The 17,869-nt window shown below is 72.0% G+C and carries 13 protein-coding genes; 5 read left to right on the top strand and 8 right to left on the bottom strand.

The features are described 5' to 3' along the window. Nucleotides 1-101 precede the first annotated feature (101 nt). On the top strand, nucleotides 102-1,166 hold the full coding sequence (locus IEZ10_RS01830; RefSeq protein ID WP_189244663.1) for a threonine aldolase family protein: 1,065 nt from the start codon (nucleotides 102-104) through the stop codon (nucleotides 1,164-1,166). Between the two features lie 153 nt (nucleotides 1,167-1,319). After that, nucleotides 1,320-2,342 carry a tryptophan--tRNA ligase gene (gene trpS, locus IEZ10_RS01825; RefSeq protein WP_189244662.1) on the top strand — a complete coding sequence of 341 codons (1,023 nt, stop codon included), beginning with the start codon at nucleotides 1,320-1,322 and terminating at the stop codon, nucleotides 2,340-2,342. Nucleotides 2,343-2,504: 162 nt separating this feature from the next. Here trpS and IEZ10_RS01820 read toward each other — a convergent pair whose 3' ends face one another. Both IEZ10_RS01820 and IEZ10_RS01815 read right to left on the bottom strand, forming a co-directional pair. Then, entirely contained in the window at nucleotides 2,505-2,804 is a 300-nt protein-coding gene (locus IEZ10_RS01820; RefSeq protein WP_218911607.1) for a DUF3467 domain-containing protein, read from the bottom strand. A 121-nt stretch (nucleotides 2,805-2,925) separates the two neighbouring features. Beyond that, on the bottom strand, nucleotides 2,926-3,576 hold the full coding sequence (locus IEZ10_RS01815) for a DUF305 domain-containing protein (protein ID WP_189244661.1): 651 nt from the start codon (nucleotides 3,574-3,576) through the stop codon (nucleotides 2,926-2,928). Nucleotides 3,577-3,696: 120 nt separating this feature from the next. Between IEZ10_RS01815 and IEZ10_RS01810 the strand changes: the two genes are divergently transcribed. Beyond that, the gene (locus IEZ10_RS01810) at nucleotides 3,697-4,431 is read left to right on the top strand and encodes a thioredoxin-like domain-containing protein (protein WP_189244660.1); all 735 of its coding nucleotides are present in this window, start codon (nucleotides 3,697-3,699) and stop codon (nucleotides 4,429-4,431) included. 186 nt (nucleotides 4,432-4,617) lie between these two features. On the opposite strand, the gene IEZ10_RS01805 is transcribed toward IEZ10_RS01810, so the two are convergent. The 3 genes from IEZ10_RS01805 to ald all read right to left on the bottom strand — a co-directional run bounded on the left by IEZ10_RS01805 (nucleotide 4,618) and on the right by ald (nucleotide 7,392). Continuing rightward, a complete protein-coding gene (locus IEZ10_RS01805) occupies nucleotides 4,618-5,430 on the bottom strand; it encodes a DsbA family protein (RefSeq protein WP_189244659.1) in 813 nt (270 codons plus the stop codon). 49 nt (nucleotides 5,431-5,479) lie between these two features. Beyond that, nucleotides 5,480-5,956, bottom strand: coding sequence for a vitamin K epoxide reductase family protein (locus tag IEZ10_RS01800; RefSeq protein ID WP_189244658.1), 477 nt, complete (start codon nucleotides 5,954-5,956; stop codon nucleotides 5,480-5,482). Nucleotides 5,957-6,276: 320 nt separating this feature from the next. After that, nucleotides 6,277-7,392: an alanine dehydrogenase gene (ald, locus tag IEZ10_RS01795; protein WP_189244657.1), complete on the bottom strand. Its 1,116-nt coding sequence runs from the start codon at nucleotides 7,390-7,392 to the stop codon at nucleotides 6,277-6,279. A gap of 379 nt (nucleotides 7,393-7,771) precedes the next feature. Between ald and IEZ10_RS38615 the strand changes: the two genes are divergently transcribed. Next, on the top strand, nucleotides 7,772-9,019 hold the full coding sequence (locus IEZ10_RS38615; RefSeq protein ID WP_229810841.1) for an excalibur calcium-binding domain-containing protein: 1,248 nt from the start codon (nucleotides 7,772-7,774) through the stop codon (nucleotides 9,017-9,019). Between the two features lie 16 nt (nucleotides 9,020-9,035). Here the strand turns inward: IEZ10_RS38615 and IEZ10_RS01785 are convergent, their stop codons facing one another. Beyond that, on the bottom strand, nucleotides 9,036-10,412 hold the full coding sequence (locus tag IEZ10_RS01785; protein WP_189244656.1) for an NCS2 family permease: 1,377 nt from the start codon (nucleotides 10,410-10,412) through the stop codon (nucleotides 9,036-9,038). 51 nt (nucleotides 10,413-10,463) lie between these two features. Then, nucleotides 10,464-12,869, bottom strand: a complete 2,406-nt coding sequence (locus tag IEZ10_RS01780; protein WP_189244655.1) for a molybdopterin cofactor-binding domain-containing protein — start codon at nucleotides 12,867-12,869, stop codon at nucleotides 10,464-10,466. Nucleotides 12,870-12,965: 96 nt separating this feature from the next. Between IEZ10_RS01780 and IEZ10_RS01775 the strand changes: the two genes are divergently transcribed. Then, entirely contained in the window at nucleotides 12,966-14,669 is a 1,704-nt protein-coding gene (locus tag IEZ10_RS01775; protein ID WP_189244654.1) for a PucR family transcriptional regulator, read from the top strand. On the opposite strand, the gene IEZ10_RS01770 is transcribed toward IEZ10_RS01775, so the two are convergent. Further along, entirely contained in the window at nucleotides 14,656-17,544 is a 2,889-nt protein-coding gene (locus IEZ10_RS01770) for an AfsR/SARP family transcriptional regulator (RefSeq protein WP_189244653.1), read from the bottom strand. The two genes, IEZ10_RS01775 and IEZ10_RS01770, sit on opposite strands and share 14 nt — an antisense overlap. Nucleotides 17,545-17,869: the final 325 nt, after the last annotated feature.

The following is a 17,869-nucleotide window of genomic DNA, read 5'->3' as shown; positions in this document are numbered from 1 at the left end:
CGGGCGCCGCACCGCACGAGGTCCCCCGCCCGCGGGCGGGGGCACGACGCACGACAGCGGCCCGCCGGCGCACGGCGGGCCGTACCGTTCGAGGGGAACACGTGACCGACGCCATCCGCAGGCACGACCCGCTGGTGAAGAGCTTCGCCAGCGACAACTACGCAGGAGTCCACCCGGAGATCCTCCAGGCGATCGCCCTGGCCAACGAGGGCCACCAGATCGCCTACGGCGCCGATGTCTACACCGAGGCGCTGCAGGAGGTCTTCCGGCGGCACTTCGGCCCGGCGGCCGAGGTGTGGCCGGTGTTCAACGGCACCGGCGCCAACGTGGTGGCGCTGCGGGCGATGACCGCGCACTGGGAGGCGGTGGTCTGCGCCGAGTCGGCGCACATCCACACCGACGAGGGCGGCGCGCCGGAGCGGGCGGCGGGCCTGAAGCTGCTGACCGTGCCCACCCCGGACGGCAAGCTCACCCCCGAGCTCATCGACCTGCAGGCGTGGGGGTTCGGCGACGAGCACCGCGCCCAGCCGAAGGTCGTCTCGATCACGCAGTCCACCGAGCTGGGCACCCTCTACACCCCCGAGGAGATCAGGGCGATCTGCGACCACGCCCACTCCCTGGGCATGCTCGTCCACCTCGACGGCTCCCGCATCACGATCGCGGCCGCCGCGCTGGACGTGCCGATGCGCGCGTTCACCACGGACGCGGGCGTGGACGTGCTGTCCTTCGGCGGCACCAAGGCCGGGATGATGTTCGGCGAGGCCGTCGTGGTGCTCAACCCCGACGCCGTCCGCGGCCTGCGCTACATCCGCAAGACCCAGATGCAGCTCGCCTCCAAGATGCGGTTCGTCTCGGTGCAGTTCGAGGCGCTGCTCGCCGGGGACCTGTGGCGGCGCAGCGCCCGCAACGCCCTCGCCATGGCGCGGCGGCTCGCCGACGCCGTCCGGGAGATCCCGGGGGTGGAGGTGCCGCGCCCGGTGGAGGCCAACGCGGTCTTCGCGATCCTGCCGCGCGACGTCACCGAGCGCCTGCAGAAGCGCTACCGCTTCTACACCTGGAACGAGGCCACCGGCGAGGTGCGCTGGATGACCGCCTTCGACACCACCGAGGCTGATGTGGATGCTTTTGCCGCCGCGGTGGCCGAGGAGATAAGGTCGTCGGTATGACGACGCGCAGCACAGGGCTGTGGCGGGCCGCACCTCGGCGGACCCGCTTGCCAGCCTGACTGCGCACCCGAACGGCCGCCGTGAACCGGCGGCCGTTTCGCGTTGTACGGCTCGCCGGGCGCGGACGGCCTCCTTCCACCAAAAGGAGCGACCATGACGAAACGTGTTTTCTCCGCCTTCACCGCCAGCGGCCACCTCACGCTCGGCAACCTCCTGGGCGCGATGCTGCCCGCCGTACGGCTCCAGGACGAGGCCGACTGCGTCTACGCGGTCGCCAACCTGCACGCGCTGACCGTCAAGCACGACCCCGCCCTGCTGCGGGAGCGCACCCTGGAGATGGCCACCCTGATGCTGGCCTGCGGGATGGACCGCTCGCTCGTCTACATCCAGTCGGAGGTGCCCGCGCACACCGAGCTGTCCTATCTGCTGGAGTGCACCGCCCACTACGGCGAGATGCGGCGGATGATCCAGTTCAAGGAGAAGTCGGCGGGCAACGAGGAGGTGCGGCTGTCGCTGCTGACCTACCCCGCGCTGATGGCCGCCGACATCCTGCTGCACCGGGCGCACCAGGTGCCGGTGGGGGAGGACCAGCGCCAGCACGTCGAGCTGACCCGCGACCTGGCCCTGCGCTTCAACCACCGGTACGGCGAGACGTTCACGCTGCCGGAGGCGGTGCATCCGCCGGTGGCGGCCCGGGTGATGGACCTGGCCGACCCCACCGCCAAGATGAGCAAGTCGCGGGGATCAGCCGGGACGATCTACCTGCTCGACGACCCGGCGGATGCACACCGCAAGGTCATGCGCGCGGTGACCGACTCCGGCGGCGAGGTCGTCCACGACCCCGCGAACAAGCCCGGCGTCTCCAACCTGCTCACGATCCTGTCGGCGTGCACCGGCAGGCCGGTGGAGTCGTTCTCCTACGAGGGCTACGGCGCGCTGAAGCGGGACGTGGCCGAGGCGGTGGTGGAGACGCTGCGGCCGATCCGGGAACGGCACGCCGAGCTGTCGGCCGACCCGGCCGAGCTGTCGCGGATCCTGACGGGCGGCGCGGCGCGGGCCGCCGAGCGTACGGCCGGCCTGATGGCCGCGGCCCGGCAGGCGATCGGCCTGCCCTCGACCGCGCTGCCCTCGACGGTTCCGGCCACGGCCGCACCGTCCTCCGCCGCGGTCCTCTGAAGAGCGCGCCGCTCTGAAGGGCGGGTCGTTCCGAAGGGCGTCGCCCCGGAGGGCGAAGCCCTGAGGGCGAGGCTCCGAAGGGTACGGCGTGCCCGCGGCGGCCGTCGCCCGGCGCCGGCCGAGCCGCGGGGGATCCACTCCGGCGGACGGGTCCCCCGCGGCTCAGTTCTTCTGGCCGGTCTCCTTCTCGTAGGCGGTGAGCTGCTGCTCCAGCGCCTTCATCAGCTCGAACACCTGGCTCGGGGGGAGACGGATGCGGCTGACGATCCGGGTCGGCACGCTCACGAAGTGCTGGCCGGAGGAAGGGTCGTTGGCGAGCTGCGGCGGTCTGGTGATCACCGCGAAGTCGAGGACGAAGCCGTCCTCGGTGTGCCACACGGAGGCGAAGTTGGCGTACTGCCCCGCCTCGACCTCGGCCGAGATGCTCACCTCCAGGCGGTTCTCGGGCTCGTCGTTCACCATGGGTCCTGTCTCCTCAGGGCCGGGTCACGCCACACCGTTCCGGCCGGAGACCGGCCGTGCGGGAACGCGGCGCAATCAAGGGGGTGGCGGTCGAAGGGGCGGTCGGGCGGTCGCGGGGCGGTCAGCGCGTGGGGGGCAGCGGCTGGGCGCCGCGCTTCCGGAGCATGTCGGTCATCAGCGTGATCTCGCCCGTCTGGCCTTCGACGATGTGCCGGGCCATCGTCGCGACCTCGGGGCGGTCCGACTGCCTGAGCAGGGCCTCGGCCATCTGCACGCCGCCCTCGTGGTGCCGGATCATGAGCTGCAGGAACAGGATCTCCTGATTCTTGCCGGCGGCCCCGCGGAGTGTCTTGAGCTGCTCTGGGGTGGCCATGCCCGGCATCTCCGCCGGGGCGGCGGCCGTCCCGGAGTGGCCGTGGCCGCCGGCCATCCACGCCATCGGCGGCCGTTCGGACGACTGCTCCAGGTCCCACTGCTGCAGCCAGCCCATGAAGATCCCACGCTGGGCGGTCTGCGTGACGATGATGTCGTAGGCGAACCGCCGCAGGTCCTCGTCGGTGCTGCCGTCCCGGGCGATGAAGGCCATCTCCACGGCCTGGGCGTGGTGTGTGGCCATGTCGCGGGCGAACCCGGCCTCGGCGGAGGCGTCGGTCGGGTCGGTGTTGCGGCCCATGACCAGCAGGAAGGCCACCGCCAGGACCAGGATTCCGGCCAACGCGGCGACCGCCGTACGGCGCCGGGGCTTGGGTGCGTCATCGACAAGGGGTTCCATCGCTCACCCAGAGTACCCATTGTGTTGAATCGGTGCTGTGTCACACGTTGTGATTTGTTTATTCCTGGCACACCCGCCTAGGGCATAGTCTGACCCGGAATTGGTCGCTATGGAGGGTCGATGTCGAAGGACAAGACGCAGGCGAGGCGGGAGCATCTTGCCCGGATGCGTGCGGAGCAGAAGCGCAAGGAGCGCCGGACCGCCTTCACGATGTGGGGCATCGGTGGCGCCGTCATCGTCCTGCTCGTCGGTGCGGTCGCCTTCTACATGGTCAACGTGCGGGCGACCACCTCGCTGGACGCCGTCGCCACCGCCGCCTACCCCGGCGCCCAGCACGTCGAGACCAAGGTGACCTACAAGGAGAACCCGCCCATGGGCGGGGAGCACAACCCCGCCTGGCAGACCTGCGCCGTCTACGACCAGCCGATCAACAACGAGAACGCCGTCCACTCGATGGAGCACGGCGCCGTGTGGATCACCTACCGGCCCGACCTGCCCAAGGACCAGGTGGACAAGCTCAAGGAGCTCGCCTCCCGCGACTACATGCTGATGAGCCCCTACCCGGGGCTGCCCGCGAAGATCGTGCTCAGCTCCTGGAACCGGCAGCTCAAGGTGGACAGCGCCGACGACCCGCGCCTGCCCAAGTACATCGCCAAGTACCGCAACAGCGGCGACCAGGCCCCCGAGCTGGGCGCCTCCTGCAGCGCCGGCGTGGACACCACCACGGCCGAGGCGCCGATCCCGGCGGCCGCCCCTTCGCCCGGCGCGTCGGACGCTCCCTCTCCGGGTGCGTCGGACTCCCCGAAGCCGGACATGTCGCCTGAGCCGTCGGCCTCGCCCAGCCCGAGCTCCTGACCACCGGTTCCTGATCGGCGGCCGCCGGCCGCCGATCTCCGGCCGCTGGTCCCCGGCCCCCGGTCCCCGGCCGCCGCGGCCCGCACGGTCACACGAAGAGGCCGCCGCCCCATCGGGCGGCGGCCTCTTCTGTGTCGCCTTCTGTGTCGCCTTCTGTGTCGCCTTCTGTGTCGTCCGAGGCCGCGGCTACTGGTCGGAGGGGGCGGGGGAGGAGCCCGCCGCCGCCAGGATCTCGTCCAGGGCGGCCGGGGAGGAGGCGATCTGCCCGACCTGCTCCTGGGTCAGGTCCTTGCCGTTGAGCTTCAGCGTGGGCGTGCCCTGCACGTTCTGCTCCTCGGCGTACTTGGTGGCCTTGTCGATGTCGGCGGCCTTCTCCATCCCCGTCACGCACTTCTCGAAGTCCGCGCTGTAGAAGCCGAGGTCGCGGGCCCAGGAAAGCAGCTCCGCGTTCTCGAAGCCGTTCTTGCCCTCCACCGGCTGGTGGGTGTACAGCGTCTTGGCGTACGAGGCCCACTTGTCGGCGGGGGCGCAGAGCGCCGCGTTCGCCCCGCGGCGCGAGACCGAGGGCAGGGGCTCGGCGAAGGAGGGCGCCTTGAAAAGCTGGAACGGGCGGTAGACCACCTTGGCCTTGCCCTCCGCGGCGGCCTTCATCAGCGCCTCGCCCGCCGCCTCGTCCAGGCTCTTGCAGGCGGGGCACTGGAAGTCCTCGAAGACCACCAGGGTGGGGCCGGTGACGCCCTCCTTGCTCATGAGGATCGACCCGTCCTCCTGCCGGGTGGTCGGCGCCAGCGGCCCGGTGTAGGCGACCGCCTTCGGCACGTCGCCGCCGTCGCCGGAGTTGTTCTTGACGACGACGAACCCGACCACCGCCGCCGACACCAGGACGAGGCCCCCGGCCACACCCAGCAGCAGTTTGCGCTGCTTGTCGCGGGCCGCCTGGCGCTTGCGCTCCTCCGCGAGCCTCTCCCTGGCGTTTCCTTGCCGGGCGCTCTTGCTCATCGTGTCGTCTCCTGGGGAATTTCGGTTTTCAAAGGGTGGTCAGGTGTGCTCAGGTCCCGCTGCCGAGCCTGCGGTACTCGTCCGTCAGCACCAGGCCGAGCAGCAGCACAGTGATCACGTGTACGGCCGTGCACCACAGGCAGATCTTGCCGAGGAGGAGTTCGGCGGTGACGAGGTACACCACGAACAACGTTCCGACGATCACGGAGGCGAGGCGCCCCCAGCGCAGGACCGGGTGGGCCGAAAGCCACGCCGCCGGGACGACCAGCGCGCCGAAGCCGACGAAGAACACCAGCCCCAGCAGGGGAACGGGGATGCCGAACAGCTTGGAGTACTCGCTGGTGGTGACGGAGGCGCAGTCGATCGTCGCGCTCTCCGAGCAGATCAGCGGCACGTCGTTGTAGTGGACGACGGTGAGGTAGACGGAGACCGCCAGGCCCACGAGGGTCAGCAGGCGCATCGCCGTCAGCAACCCGGGCGAGCGCACCGGTGCCGTACCGACCCGCGGGTCGACGTTTCCCACCATGAATCATCCTTCTCCTGGGCAGGGGACTGCGCTCCGCCGCCGGTCGTCCAGGCGCGGGCTCCGCAGGCCGACACTTGGCCGGGCATCGTATGTTAGATTGCCACAGATAAGAAGATCGTTAATAAAGCGGTGGTTTGACCGCTTTCTGATGATTTCTGGTGGTCCGGGATTCACGCGGACACGGGTGTGGCCCGGGTGCGGATCCACCCGGGCGTGATGACGGCCCGAAGCGCGCGCCGGACGAGAACGGATCCCCGGCGCGAGCGGGCGTCAGGCGGAAGCGGGCGCCGGGTGGGACGGACCCCCGGCGCGAGCGGGCGTCAGGCCAGGATCCGGTCCAGCGGCACCGCCTCCAGCCCGTGCGCCTCGGCCACGGGCTCGTTCGTCAGGTGCCCCTCGTGCGTGTTCAGGCCCAGGGCCAGCGCGGGGTCGCCGCGCAGCGCCTCCCGCCAGCCCAGGTCGGCGATGGACACCGCGTAGGGCAGGGTCACGTTGGTCAGCGCGTACGTCGAGGTGTGCGGGACCGCGCCCGGCATGTTGGCCACGCAGTAGAAGACCGAGTCGTGCACCCGGTAGGTCGGCTCGGCGTGCGTGGTCGGCCGGGAGTCCTCGAAGCAGCCGCCCTGGTCGATGGCGATGTCCACCAGGACCGAGCCCGGCCTCATCTGCGCCACCAGCTCGTTGCTCACGAGCTTCGGAGCCTTCGCGCCCGGCACCAGGACCGCCCCGATGACCAGGTCGGCGGACAGGACCGCGCGCTCGATCTCGAAGGTGTTGGAGGCGACGGTCTGGCAGTGCCCCTGGTAGATGACGTCGGCCTGGCGCAGCCGGTCGATGTTCTTGTCCAGCAGAACCACCTCGGACTGCATGCCCAGTGCGATCACCGCGGCGTTCATCCCCGACACCCCGGCGCCGATCACCACCACGTTGGCCGCGTGCACGCCCGACACCCCGCCCATCAGGACGCCGCGTCCGCCGCCGGACCGCATCAGGTGGTAGGCGCCCACCTGCGCGGCGAGCCGCCCGGCGACCTCCGACATGGGGGCCAGCAGCGGCAGCGCGCCGTTCGCGGTCTGCACGGTCTCGTAGGCGATCCCGGTGACGCCCGCGTCCAGCATGGCCCTGGTGCACGGCTCCGACGCCGCCAGGTGCAGGTAGGTGAACAGCACCTGCTCCTTGCGCATCCGGTGGTACTCCTCGGCGACCGGCTCCTTGACCTTCAGCACCAGGTCGCCTTCGGCCCACACGTCGTCCGCGGAGGCGACGATGGTCGCCCCCACGGCCTCGAAGTCGGAGTCGGGGATGGACGACCCGGCTCCGGCGTCCTTCTCGACGAAGACCTCGTGGCCGTGCCGGGCGAACTCGTGGGCTCCGGCGGGGGTCAGGGCCACCCGGTACTCCTGGTCCTTTACCTCGCGAGGAACGGCGATCTTCATGGCACCTCCAGGTTTCGCGCCCGTGTCCTCCTTCACTTTCGGTTCCCTGCAAAGAGAGCACTACGCACATGCTGCAAGGAATCGACCCCCCTTGGTGACGGGTTGTCAAACGCGGTGGCTCCTCATCTTTCCGGAAGCCGTCTTGACCGTCCGGTTACCCCCTCCTTTGACTGATCGGTAGGCTCGCCGCGAGCACAGCGAGGGATGCGGAGACATGCCGATGGGGAAGCACGCCGGTCCGGGCAGGCGGGCCGCGCCGAAGGGGGCTCCACCCGCGCACCCGGGGCGGGCGGAGCCCCTGACCGCGCCCCTGACCGCCCCCCTCGGCCCACCGGGTCCGGAGGGGCCCGCCGGGGCCCCCGACCCCACGTCAGCCGGGATGCCGGACGTCCTCGGGACGTACGGCGCCGCGCCCTCCGGCGCCCCGGGCCCCGCGCCGGGGGGTGCGTCCCGTCCGGGCGGCGGCGCCCCCGGGCCCGCCGGAGACGACGTCCCGGGCACCCCGGGCGTCCCGGGCCCGGCCGGGCCGATCCCGCCCGTTCCGCCGGTGCCGCCCGGCCCGCGCGGACCGGCCGGGCCCGGTGAGCCCGGGGCCGTCCCCGGTCCCGAGGCGCCCGGCGACCCCCGGGCGAGCCGGCTCACCACGGGCGTCCTGATCGCCGCCCTCGTCGTCGTCGTGCTGGTCACCGGCGTGCTCGCCACCCTCGCCGTCCTGATGACCCGGAACCCCGACGCGCCGCTCGGGGCCAAGCCGCCGCAGCGGCTGGCCGCGCCCATCCACTTCGCGCCGGTCCTCGCGGTCCAGCCCGGCCCGTGCGCCAACGCCGAGGACATGCCCGACGAGGCGGGGCAGACCTGCTACACGCTGGCCGAGGGGGTCAGCGTGAACGCCGTACGGAAGATCGAGACGGTCCGCGACGCGAACGGCGGCTACGCGGTCAGGATCGCGTTCGCCCCCGCCTTCCGCGATCTGATCAACGACCTGACCAAGGACGCGCTCAACCAGCAGATCGCGATGGTGGTGCAGGAGAAGGTGGTGTCGGCCCCGCGGGTGGCCCAGGAGATCACCGACGACAGCCTGAGCATCACCGGATTCGCCACCAAGGAGGAGGCGGACGCCCTCGTCTCCCGGCTGGGCGGCGTCCCCGGCACGACCGTCCCGTCGACACCGCCCCCCGGGCAGCCCCAGCCGAACCAGTCGATCTTCACGCCCCCGGGCTCCACGGACTCCGCGGGCTCCGACCCGGCCGCGACGTCCCTCGCGACCCAGCCCGCGACGCCCCCGGCGACCCAGCCGGCGACGCAACCCGCGACGCCTCCGGTGACGCCGCCCGCCGCGCCCGCCACGACCCCCGCCGCCGCCCCCGCGGCGACCACCCCGCCGCCGGGGGCCGCGGACCGCCCCACCGCCCCGGCCGACTCCACCGACTCCGCGACGGGCACCGGGCGGACCACCGCGCCGGACGGTGCCATCGCGCCCGCCGCCGACGGCCACAACCCCCGGTACCGCACGTGCAAGGAGGCGGTCGACGCCGGGTACGGCCCCTACACCAGGGGCGTGCACGTCGAGTACGGCTGGTACAGGGACGTGGACGGCGACGGCGTCACCTGCGAGACCCGGAACTGACCCGCCGGCGGGACGCCTACTCGACCAGTGCCCGGATGCCCTCGATGCCGAAGTAGGCCACGAAGACCAGCGAGACCACCCAGAGCAACCACGGGATGGTGCGGGAGCGGCCGAGCGCCGCCTGGATGACCGTGTAGCTGATCACGCCGGCGCCGACGCCGTTGGTGATGCTGTAGGTGAACGGCATCAGGACGATCGTCAGGAACGCCGGGACGGCCAGCGTCAGGTCGTCCCACGGCACGTTCCTGGCCTGGGTCATCATCAGCGCGCCCACCAGCACCAGCGCCGGGGCCGCCGCGGCGGCCGGGACGACCGACGACAGCGGGGTGAAGAACATCGTCACGAAGAACACGCCGCCGGTGGTCACCGCCGCCAGGCCGGTCCTGGCGCCCTCGCCGACCCCGGCCGCCGACTCGACGAACACCGTGTTCGCCGAGGCGCTGGAGAAGCCGCCGACCGCGGCGGACACGCCGTCCACGGTCAGGATGGCGCCCAGCCGGGGCACCCGGCCCTCGGCGTCCACCAGCCCGGCCTCGTCGCTGACCCCGATGATCGTGCCCATCGCGTCGAAGAACCCCGACAGCACCAGCGTGAACAGCACGACCAGCGCGGTCACCACCCCGGCCCGGGCGAACCCGCCGAACAGGTCGATGTTGCCGATCAGCCCGAAGTCGGGCATGGCCACCACGCCTTCGGGGATCTTCGGCACCACGACGCCCCAGCTCGCCGGGTCGATCTTCGCCACGCTGTTGACCACGATCGCCAGCACGGCGGTGACCACGATGGCGATCAGGATGGCCCCCGGCACCTTGCGGACGAACAGCACGATCACCAGTAGCAGGCCGAAGCAGAACACCGCCACCGGCAGGCCCGTCAGGTGACCGGTCGTGCCGAGCTGTACCGGCGATCCCGTGCCCTTGCCGACGAAACCGGCGTCCACCAGCCCGATCAGCGCGATGAACATGCCGATGCCCACGCTGATCGCGTGTTTCAGGGCCAGGGGGATCGAGTTCATGATGAGCCGGCGCACCCCGGAGACGGCCAGCAGGATGATGACCACACCCTCCAGCACGACCAGCCCCATCGCCTGCGCCCACGTCATGTACGGCGCGGCCTGGTAGGCCACCACGGCGTTCAGGCCCAGCCCGGCCGCCACGCCGAAGGGGGCGTTGCCCACCAGGCCGATCAGGATCGTGCTCACCGCCGCGGCGACGATGGTGGAGGTGGTGAGCTGCGGGATCGACAGCTTCGCCCCGGTGACGTCGGTGGCACCGCCCAGGATGAGCGGGTTCAGCAGGATGATGTAGGCCATCGCCATGAATGTGGTCAGGCCGCCCCTGACCTCCTGGCCCACCGTCGACCCGCGCGCCGTCAGCTCGAAGAACCGGTCCATGAAATCCCTTTCGAACAGGGATGACCGGATTTTTGCTGTTTGAGTGCTATGTCAGAGTGACCGGTCCCCCGCCCAGTTACCGTACCGGCTTCCGTCCATCGCGATGTCGTGGGGGCGGATCGGCACGCGGGGCAGCCGCAACCCGGTGGCCGCCCGCACGGCCGCCGCCACCGCCGGGGTGGACGACAGCGTCGGGGGCTCGCCCGCGCCCCGCAGGCCGTACGGGGCGTGCGGGTCGGGGTTGGCCAGGACCGACACCCGCATGGGCGGCATGTCGAGGATCGTGGGGATGAGGTAGTCGGTGAAGGACGGGTTGAGCACCCGCCCGTCCACGACCTGGACCTCCTCCATCAGGGCCAGCCCCAGCCCCTGCGCCGAGCCGCCGTGGATCTGCCCCTCCAGGGCGAGCGGGTTCAGCACCCGGCCCACGTCCTGCACGGCCGCCAGCTCCACCACCTTGACCAGGCCCAGCTCGACGTCGACGTCCACCACGGCGCGGTGCACGCACAGCGCGAGCTGGGCGTGGGAGTCGCCCTGACCGGTGACCGGATCCATCGGGAAGGTCGGCCGGTGCCGGTAGACCCTGGTCTCCTCGACGGCCCCGGCCCGCTCCAGCGTCTCCGCCAGCGTCTCCCCGTTCGCTCGCAGGACCGCCAGCCGCTCCCGTACGGCCCGGCAGGCCGCCCGTACCGCACCCCCGGTGACGTAGGACTGGCGCGACGCCGAGGTGGACCCGGCCGAGCCGACCGTCGTGTCCGCCTGCGCGACCGTCACCCGTTCGACGCCCAGCTCGGTGCGGGCGATCTGCTCCTGGACCGTCACCAGGCCCTGCCCCACCTCGGCGGCGGCGGTGCGCACCAGGACGTGCGGCTCGCCGCCGAGCAGCTCCACCCGGACCCGGGCGGTGGAGTGGTCGTCGAAGCCCTCGGAGAAGCAGATGTTCTTGATGCCCACGCCGTATCCGACGCCGCGCCGTACCCCCTCGCCGTGGGTGGTCTGCGCGACGCCGCCGGGCAGGTCCAGCAGGTCCGGCGTGGCCGCCGCACCCGGGGCCCGGACGCCCGCCGGGTCCGGGACGCTCGTTGCGGCCGCCGCACGGGCCGGTCCGGCGGGCGGCGGCACGGCGACCGGTCCGGCCGTACGGGACGGTTCCGGGGGCAGCGGCATGGCGGCGAGCTCGCGCAGCATGCCCGCCAGCGGTGCGGGGGAGTCGATCACCTGCCCGGTGGCCAGCCGCGACCCCTGCGACACCGCGTTGCGCACCCTGACCTCGACCGGGGACAGCCCGCACGCCTCGGCCAGCCGGTCCATCTGCGACTCGTAGGCGAAACACGCCTGCACCGCGCCGAACCCGCGCATCGCCCCGCAGGGCGGGTTGTTGGTGTAGACGCCGTAGGCGTCGATCCACACGTTCGGCACCTCGTACGGTCCCACCCCGAGGGACGCCGCGTTGCCGACGACCGCGGGGGTGGAGGAGCAGTAGGCGCCGCCGTCGAGCAGGATCTCCGCCCGGACGTACCGCAGCCTGCCGTCGAGGTCCGCGCCGTGCTCGTAGCGCATCCGGGCCGGATGGCGGTGGACGTGGCCGAAGAACGACTCCTGGCGGCCGTAGACCATCTTCACCGGCCGCCCGGTGCGCAGCGCCAGCATGCACGCGTGGACCTGCATGGACAGGTCCTCGCGGGCTCCGAACGCGCCGCCCACCCCGGCCAGCGTCAGCCGTACCAGCTCCGGCGGCAGGCCCAGGCAGGGCGCGATCTGGTCGCGGTCCACGTGCAGCCACTGGGTGGCGACGAACAGGTCCACGCCGCCGTCCTCGGCCGGAACGGCCAGCCCCGACTCCGGCCCCAGGAACGCCTGGTCCTGCATGCCGACCTCGTACTCCCCGGTGACCACCACCGGGGCCGTGAAGTCGCCGCCGACCCGGACCGGCTGGTGGCGCACCACGTTGCCGCCGTCGTGGACCGCCGGGCAGGACGGGTCGAAGGCGGCCCGGCGCGGGTCGGTGACCGCCTCGGTGACCTCGTAGTCCACGACGATCGCCGCGGCCGCCCGCCGCGCCCGCTCCGGATGGTCGGCGGCGACGATCGCGACCGGCTCGCCCTGGTAGCGGACCCGGTCGGCCGCCAGGACCGGCTGATCGCGCCGGTCCAGGCCGTAGAACAGCTCGCCCGGAACATCCTCGCAGGTCAGCGCCGCCAGCACGCCGGGCATGGCCAGCGCCGGGCCCACGTCCACGGAGCGGATCCGGGCCGAGGGATGCGGGCCGCGCAGCGTCGCCCCCCACACCATGTCCGCGAGGTAGAGGTCGGAGGAGTAGGCGAACTCGCCCGTCACCTTCAGCGTCCCGTCGGGGCGCGGCGCGCTGTGCCCGACGCCCAGATCGCGCCCGACGCCCGGACCGTGCCCGCGCTCCCGGCTCTGACCCCGGTCCGGCCGGGTCTCGGTGCCGCTCATTCCTGCAGTACAGCAGCCGGAACCGGGTCCGGACAGGCAAGGACACGACGAAACCCCGGACGGGCCCACCGGTGGTTCTTGTAGTTTCATCCAATTATGCGGATACGTGACCTGCTCGCCGTCGAGGAGCTCCGGCTCACCCTCCTCGCGGGCGAGGAACACCTGGACCGGAGCTTCACCGGCGTGCAGATCACCGACCTGCCCGACCCGGGACGCTACCTGTCGCCCGGCGAGCTGGTGCTCTCCGGGCTCATGTGGCGCACCCGCCCCGAGGACTCCGAACGGTTCGTGCGCCGCCTGGTCGAGGCCGGGGTGGCCGCGCTCGGCGCCGGCCGGGCCTGGCTCGGCGCCGTCCCCGACGACCTGGTGCGGGCGTGCCGGGAGTACGGCCTGCCGCTGATGGAGGTGCCGGTCGAGGTCTCCTTCCGGACCGTCGCCGAGACGATCACCCCCCGGCACGCAGAGCTGCGCGACGCCCTCGGCCGCCACCGCCGGATCGTCGCCGCCGTCGCCGAGGGCGCGGGCCTTGAGGAGCTGTTCGCGCTGATGGACGCCGAGCTTCGGATGACCGGCGCGGTCGTCTCGGCCACCGGCGCGGTCATCGCCGGGACGCTCCCGAACACGGGCACGGCCGCCGTTCCCGGCGCCCGGGCCGAAGCCGGGGCGGGACGGGGCTCGGACGGCGAGGCCGTCGCCGTCCGGCTCGCCCATGAGTTCCTCACCGCGCCCCGGCTGCCCCACGTGGTCCGCACTCCGGCCGGGACTTTCACCCTGTTCGGCGTGGGCCGCGAACACCGGGCCGCCGGCTGGACGCTGGCCTGCGGCGGCGACCTGATCGCCGAGACGGACCTGGGCTTCGAGCTGGCCGCCTGCGTCGCGCTGGAACGCGGCCGGATGGAGGAGGGACGGCGGGTCGAACGCCGGCTCGCCGGGCAGCTCGTCGCGCTGGCCGCCTCCGGGGCGGGCGACCCCGCCGAGCTGGGGGCGGGTCTGCGGACCTGCGGGATCGGCCCGGCCGAGCCGTACCGCGTGGTGAGCGCGACCGTGACCGGGCCCGGCGCGGCCCGGGAGGCCGACCCGGCCGCGCTCGGCGGCCGGATCCTGGAGGAGCTGCTGCGCCCCCGGACCACGGCCGCCGCGGTGACACCGGACGGGGCGCTGGCGCTGGTGCCGCTGTCCGCCGGCGCGGTGAGCGGCTCCGGCGGGTCGTCACGCGGTACGGCGAGCGGCCCCGGCAGGCCCGCTCCGGCGGGTCAGGCCGCCGCCGGCCCGGCAGGGTCGCCGGACCGCGCGGACGGCGGGCGGCCCCGGACGGCGGACGAGCCGGCCGGGGCGCTGCGGGCCGGGACGGAGGTGCTGGCGGCGGGGCTGCCCGGCCTACGGGTGTCGATCGGGGTGAGCGCCGCGCTGACCGGCTCGCCCGCGCTCCGGGGCGGCCTGGAGGAGGCCGGGCACGCCCGGCGGCTGGCCGAGGCGCGCGGCGGGGGAGTCGTCACCAGCGACGAGATCTACACGCACGCGCTGCTGCTGGCGACGGTTCCCGGCGACGTGCGGCGGTCGTTCACCGAAAGGACGCTGGACCCGATCCTCGACTACGACCGGCGCCACCGGTCGGAGCTGCTGCGGACGCTTGAGGTGTTCCTCGACTGCGCGGGGTCCTGGAACGCCTGCGCCGAGCGCCTGCACGTCCACGTCAACACGGTCCGCTACCGCATCCGCCGGGTGGAGGAGCTGACCGGGCGGGACCTGTCGACGATGACCGACCGGGTGGACCTGTTCCTGGCGCTCAGGGCGTCATGACCCGGCGGACGGGGGCCGCCTCCTCACCACGCGCCTCCCGCAACGCGGCCTCCTCCTCGGCCAGTTGCCCGTCCAGGTCCTTGATTCCCATCTCTCGTACGCCGGCGGCCGATTGCGCCAGGTGACCCGCGGCCTCGTCGATCTCACCGAGGAGACGCGAGGCACGGGCCAGACCGAGCAGCAGGTAGGGCTCGGCGATGCTGGCTTTCACGGCGCGCACACAGGTCAGTGCGTTCTCGTAACAGGTCTTGGCTGAGGCGGGGTCCCCCCGGTCGACGTGGACCTCCCCGAGCTTTTCCAGCACGATGGCTTCGTGGTAGGGGCGGTTGTCATCATCTTCGTGAATCTTGTCAAGGGCGTCGTTCAGGACGGCCAGCGCCTGGTCCAGCCGGCCCAGCCGACGGTGCGCCAGCCCGATGTAGGCCATCGCGTAGTGTTCCCCTGACCGGTGACCGATCGCGTTGGACACTCTCAGCTGCTCCTCGGCGCAGTGGAGCATCTCCTCGTAGCGTTCCTGGTAGCTGTAGATCACCGCCAGGCTGCCGAGGGCCTTCTGCTCGCCGTGCGGATCGGACAGTTCCCGGCAGAGTTCCAGTTGTCGCTGGATATGGGGCACGGCCTCCCCGGAGCGGTTGTTCATGTCCAGGGCGACCCCTACGTAGTTGTGCGCCTTGGCCTCGATGCCGAGGTCGCACAGCCGCCGCCCCGCCTCAAGAGTCTGATGGCTGATCAGAAGAAGATCTGAGCCGGCTCCGGAGTAGTGGAGAGACCAGTAGAGCGTGAAGGCCAAGGTGACGCCGAGGCGGATCGTCCGCTCCTCCATGGCGGCCATGGCCTGCGACGCGGCGGACAGGAGACTGGCCCGCTCTCGTTCCAACCACTCCTGAGCCTCGTCCTTGGAGGTAAGAGGGAGGGGAGCGGCGTCCACGGAGATTCCCGCTGATTCTATGCGGGGATATTGCATGATTTCCGTCGCCGAGTGGGCAGTCGAGATGTAGAAGCTCAGCGCCCGGCTCAGCTTGATGTCACGATCAGTCTCGCTGTCCTCCCGAAGCGCCTGCTCGCTAGCGAACAGCCGCACCAGGTCGTGCAGTCGATATCTCCCCACCCCGTCGGTCTCCACGAGGTGACCGTCGGCCAGCCGTTCCAGGGCGCGTTCGGCCTCGTCGGCGGGGACGTCCAGGAGGGCGCCGACGACGTGCGGTGTCACGTCGGGCACCCGCAGCACCCCCAGCGCGCGCAGCGCGCGGGCGGCCTCGCGGTCGAGGGGGTCGGCGCTTCCGGCGAGCAGGTCGTAGCTGACCCCCAGGCTCGACCGCACCGCGATGTCGCCCGCCTCCAGCTCCCGCAGCCGCCTCCGCTCGTCCTGGAGCCGCTCCACCAGGTCGGTGACCTCCCACCGGGGCCGGTTCGCCAGCCGGGCCCCGGCGACGGCCACGGCCAGCGGCAGGCCGCCGCACAGTTCGACCAGGCGTTCCGTGGCCTCCGGGTCCCGCCCGGTCCGCTCGGCGCCCGTCAGCTTGGCCAGCATGGCGGTCGCCTCCACCTGCCGCAGCCGGCCGATCGGCACGTGGACGCAGTCGTCGACCAGGGCGAAGGTCCGGCGGCTGTTCACCAGGACGGTGTTGCCCTCCGGCACCGAGAGCAGGGGGCGGACCTGGGGGAGATCGACGGCGTCGTCCAGCACGACGAGGACGTTCCTGCCGTCGAGCAGGCTCCGCCACAGCGCGGCGGCCTCGTCGACGTCGGTGGGCACGGCCTGCGGGGCCACCCCCAGGGCCCGCAGGAACCTGCCGAGCACCTCCAGGGGTTCCAGCGGTCGCAGGCCGGGAGTCGCGCCGTGCAGGTTCGCGTAGAGCTGCCCGTCCGGGAAGTGGTCGCGGACCGCGTGCGCGGCCCGGATGGCCAGGGCGGACTTGCCCGCCCCCGGTGGCCCGGTGATCGCGACGACGTGGTGGGGCCGCCCGCCGTCCCAGGGGGAGAGCAACGACCTGAGCTGGACCAGTTCCTCGGCGCGGCCGACGAAGCCGCCCGGGTCGCGCGGCAACTGGTGGGGGACCGGAACGGTCCCGGCGGTCACGGAGATCCCCGTGGAACGCTCCGGTCCGGGAGAGGCCGGGCGGGTGACCTCGGTGGAGGAGATGATCCGGCGGTGGAGGTCCCGGAGCGTGGGGGAGGGCTCCAGCCCGGTCCTCTCCATGACGGCCTTCGCCAGCCGCTCATAGGCGTGGAGGGCGGCGGCGCGATCCCCTGCTCCGTGCAGGGCGAGCATGAGCTGCCCCCAGAGCCGCTCCCGCGTCGGGTTGGCGCCGGCCGCGGCGCGCAGGTCCGGCACCGCCTCCGCGTATCTTTTCAGGTCGAGCCGGATCTCCGAGAACTCCTCCAGCGCGGCGAGACGCTCCTCCCCCAGGCCGGCCGCCGCGTCGTTCAGGACCCGGGTTCCCCTGGCATTCGGGAAGGGATCACCCCGCCACAGGTCGAGGGCCCGCTGGTAGTGGTGGTGAGCGGCCTCCGCCCGGTGGCCCTGGGTGGCGCGCCTTCCCCGGCGGACGTGCTCGCGGAAGGCCAGCAGGTCGAGATCATCCTCGCCGAGGGTGACGAGATAGGTGTTCGCCTGGGTCTCGATCGGGGCCGAGCGGGGGGCGTCGGGGGAGAGGAGCCGCCGCAGCGTGTGGACGTACGTCTTGAGGTTCTGCTCGGCAGAGGCCGGGGGGTCGTCGCCCCAGAGCGCGTCCGTCAGGTACTCGAAGGATGCCGGGGTGTTGGCCTTGAGGAGGAGCGCCACGAGGAGCTGGCGCTGTTTCAGGCGGGGGATCGGGATGATCTGCCCCCTGTCGCTGCGAACCTCCAGACCGCCGAGCATCAGAAATGTCATTCGTTGAGTCCCATGGTCAAGTGCGCCCAGGGTTCCCGGACGTCTCCAACGAATTCATCCAGCTTGATGGCATTCAGCTCACCGATCAAGATGTTAGGGCATCTCTATTGCTGTTCGTAATATATTTCTAGTATATTCTTGTTTTACTTGCATGATGTTACCGGCCGGTGTACTAAAGTTGCCGAGCCGGTCTCGCCCGGGCGGCTGGAGGGCCGGCGTTGGTTCGAGGGCGCGGGTGGCGGGGTTGTTCGGCGCCGAGGGCCGGTGTTCGAGTGACGGAACGCTCCCCTCCTCTTCGCGGTTACGCTTTGTGGTGGCGCAGATG

It is taken from the genome of Streptosporangium pseudovulgare (assembly GCF_014648055.1).
In the GTDB taxonomy this organism is placed as follows: Bacteria; Actinomycetota; Actinomycetes; order Streptosporangiales; family Streptosporangiaceae; genus Streptosporangium; species Streptosporangium pseudovulgare.
This window is presented reverse-complemented; position numbering and strand designations above follow the sequence as displayed.

What these genes read in the sequence shown, in the direction of transcription:
- trpS (WP_189244662.1), top strand. Translation starts at nt 1,320, where the DNA reads ATGACGAAACGTGTTTTCTCCGCCTTCACCGCCAGCGGCCACCTCACG.
- IEZ10_RS01820 (WP_218911607.1), bottom strand. Translation starts at nt 2,804, where the DNA reads ATGGTGAACGACGAGCCCGAGAACCGCCTGGAGGTGAGCATCTCGGCC.
- IEZ10_RS01815 (WP_189244661.1), bottom strand. Translation starts at nt 3,576, where the DNA reads ATGGAACCCCTTGTCGATGACGCACCCAAGCCCCGGCGCCGTACGGCG.
- IEZ10_RS01810 (WP_189244660.1), top strand. Translation starts at nt 3,697, where the DNA reads ATGTCGAAGGACAAGACGCAGGCGAGGCGGGAGCATCTTGCCCGGATG.
- IEZ10_RS01805 (WP_189244659.1), bottom strand. Translation starts at nt 5,430, where the DNA reads ATGAGCAAGAGCGCCCGGCAAGGAAACGCCAGGGAGAGGCTCGCGGAG.
- IEZ10_RS01800 (WP_189244658.1), bottom strand. Translation starts at nt 5,956, where the DNA reads ATGGTGGGAAACGTCGACCCGCGGGTCGGTACGGCACCGGTGCGCTCG.
- ald (WP_189244657.1), bottom strand. Translation starts at nt 7,392, where the DNA reads ATGAAGATCGCCGTTCCTCGCGAGGTAAAGGACCAGGAGTACCGGGTG.
- IEZ10_RS38615 (WP_229810841.1), top strand. Translation starts at nt 7,772, where the DNA reads ATGCCGGACGTCCTCGGGACGTACGGCGCCGCGCCCTCCGGCGCCCCG.
- IEZ10_RS01785 (WP_189244656.1), bottom strand. Translation starts at nt 10,412, where the DNA reads ATGGACCGGTTCTTCGAGCTGACGGCGCGCGGGTCGACGGTGGGCCAG.
- IEZ10_RS01780 (WP_189244655.1), bottom strand. Translation starts at nt 12,869, where the DNA reads ATGAGCGGCACCGAGACCCGGCCGGACCGGGGTCAGAGCCGGGAGCGC.
- IEZ10_RS01775 (WP_189244654.1), top strand. Translation starts at nt 12,966, where the DNA reads ATGCGGATACGTGACCTGCTCGCCGTCGAGGAGCTCCGGCTCACCCTC.
- IEZ10_RS01770 (WP_189244653.1), bottom strand. Translation starts at nt 17,544, where the DNA reads ATGACATTTCTGATGCTCGGCGGTCTGGAGGTTCGCAGCGACAGGGGG.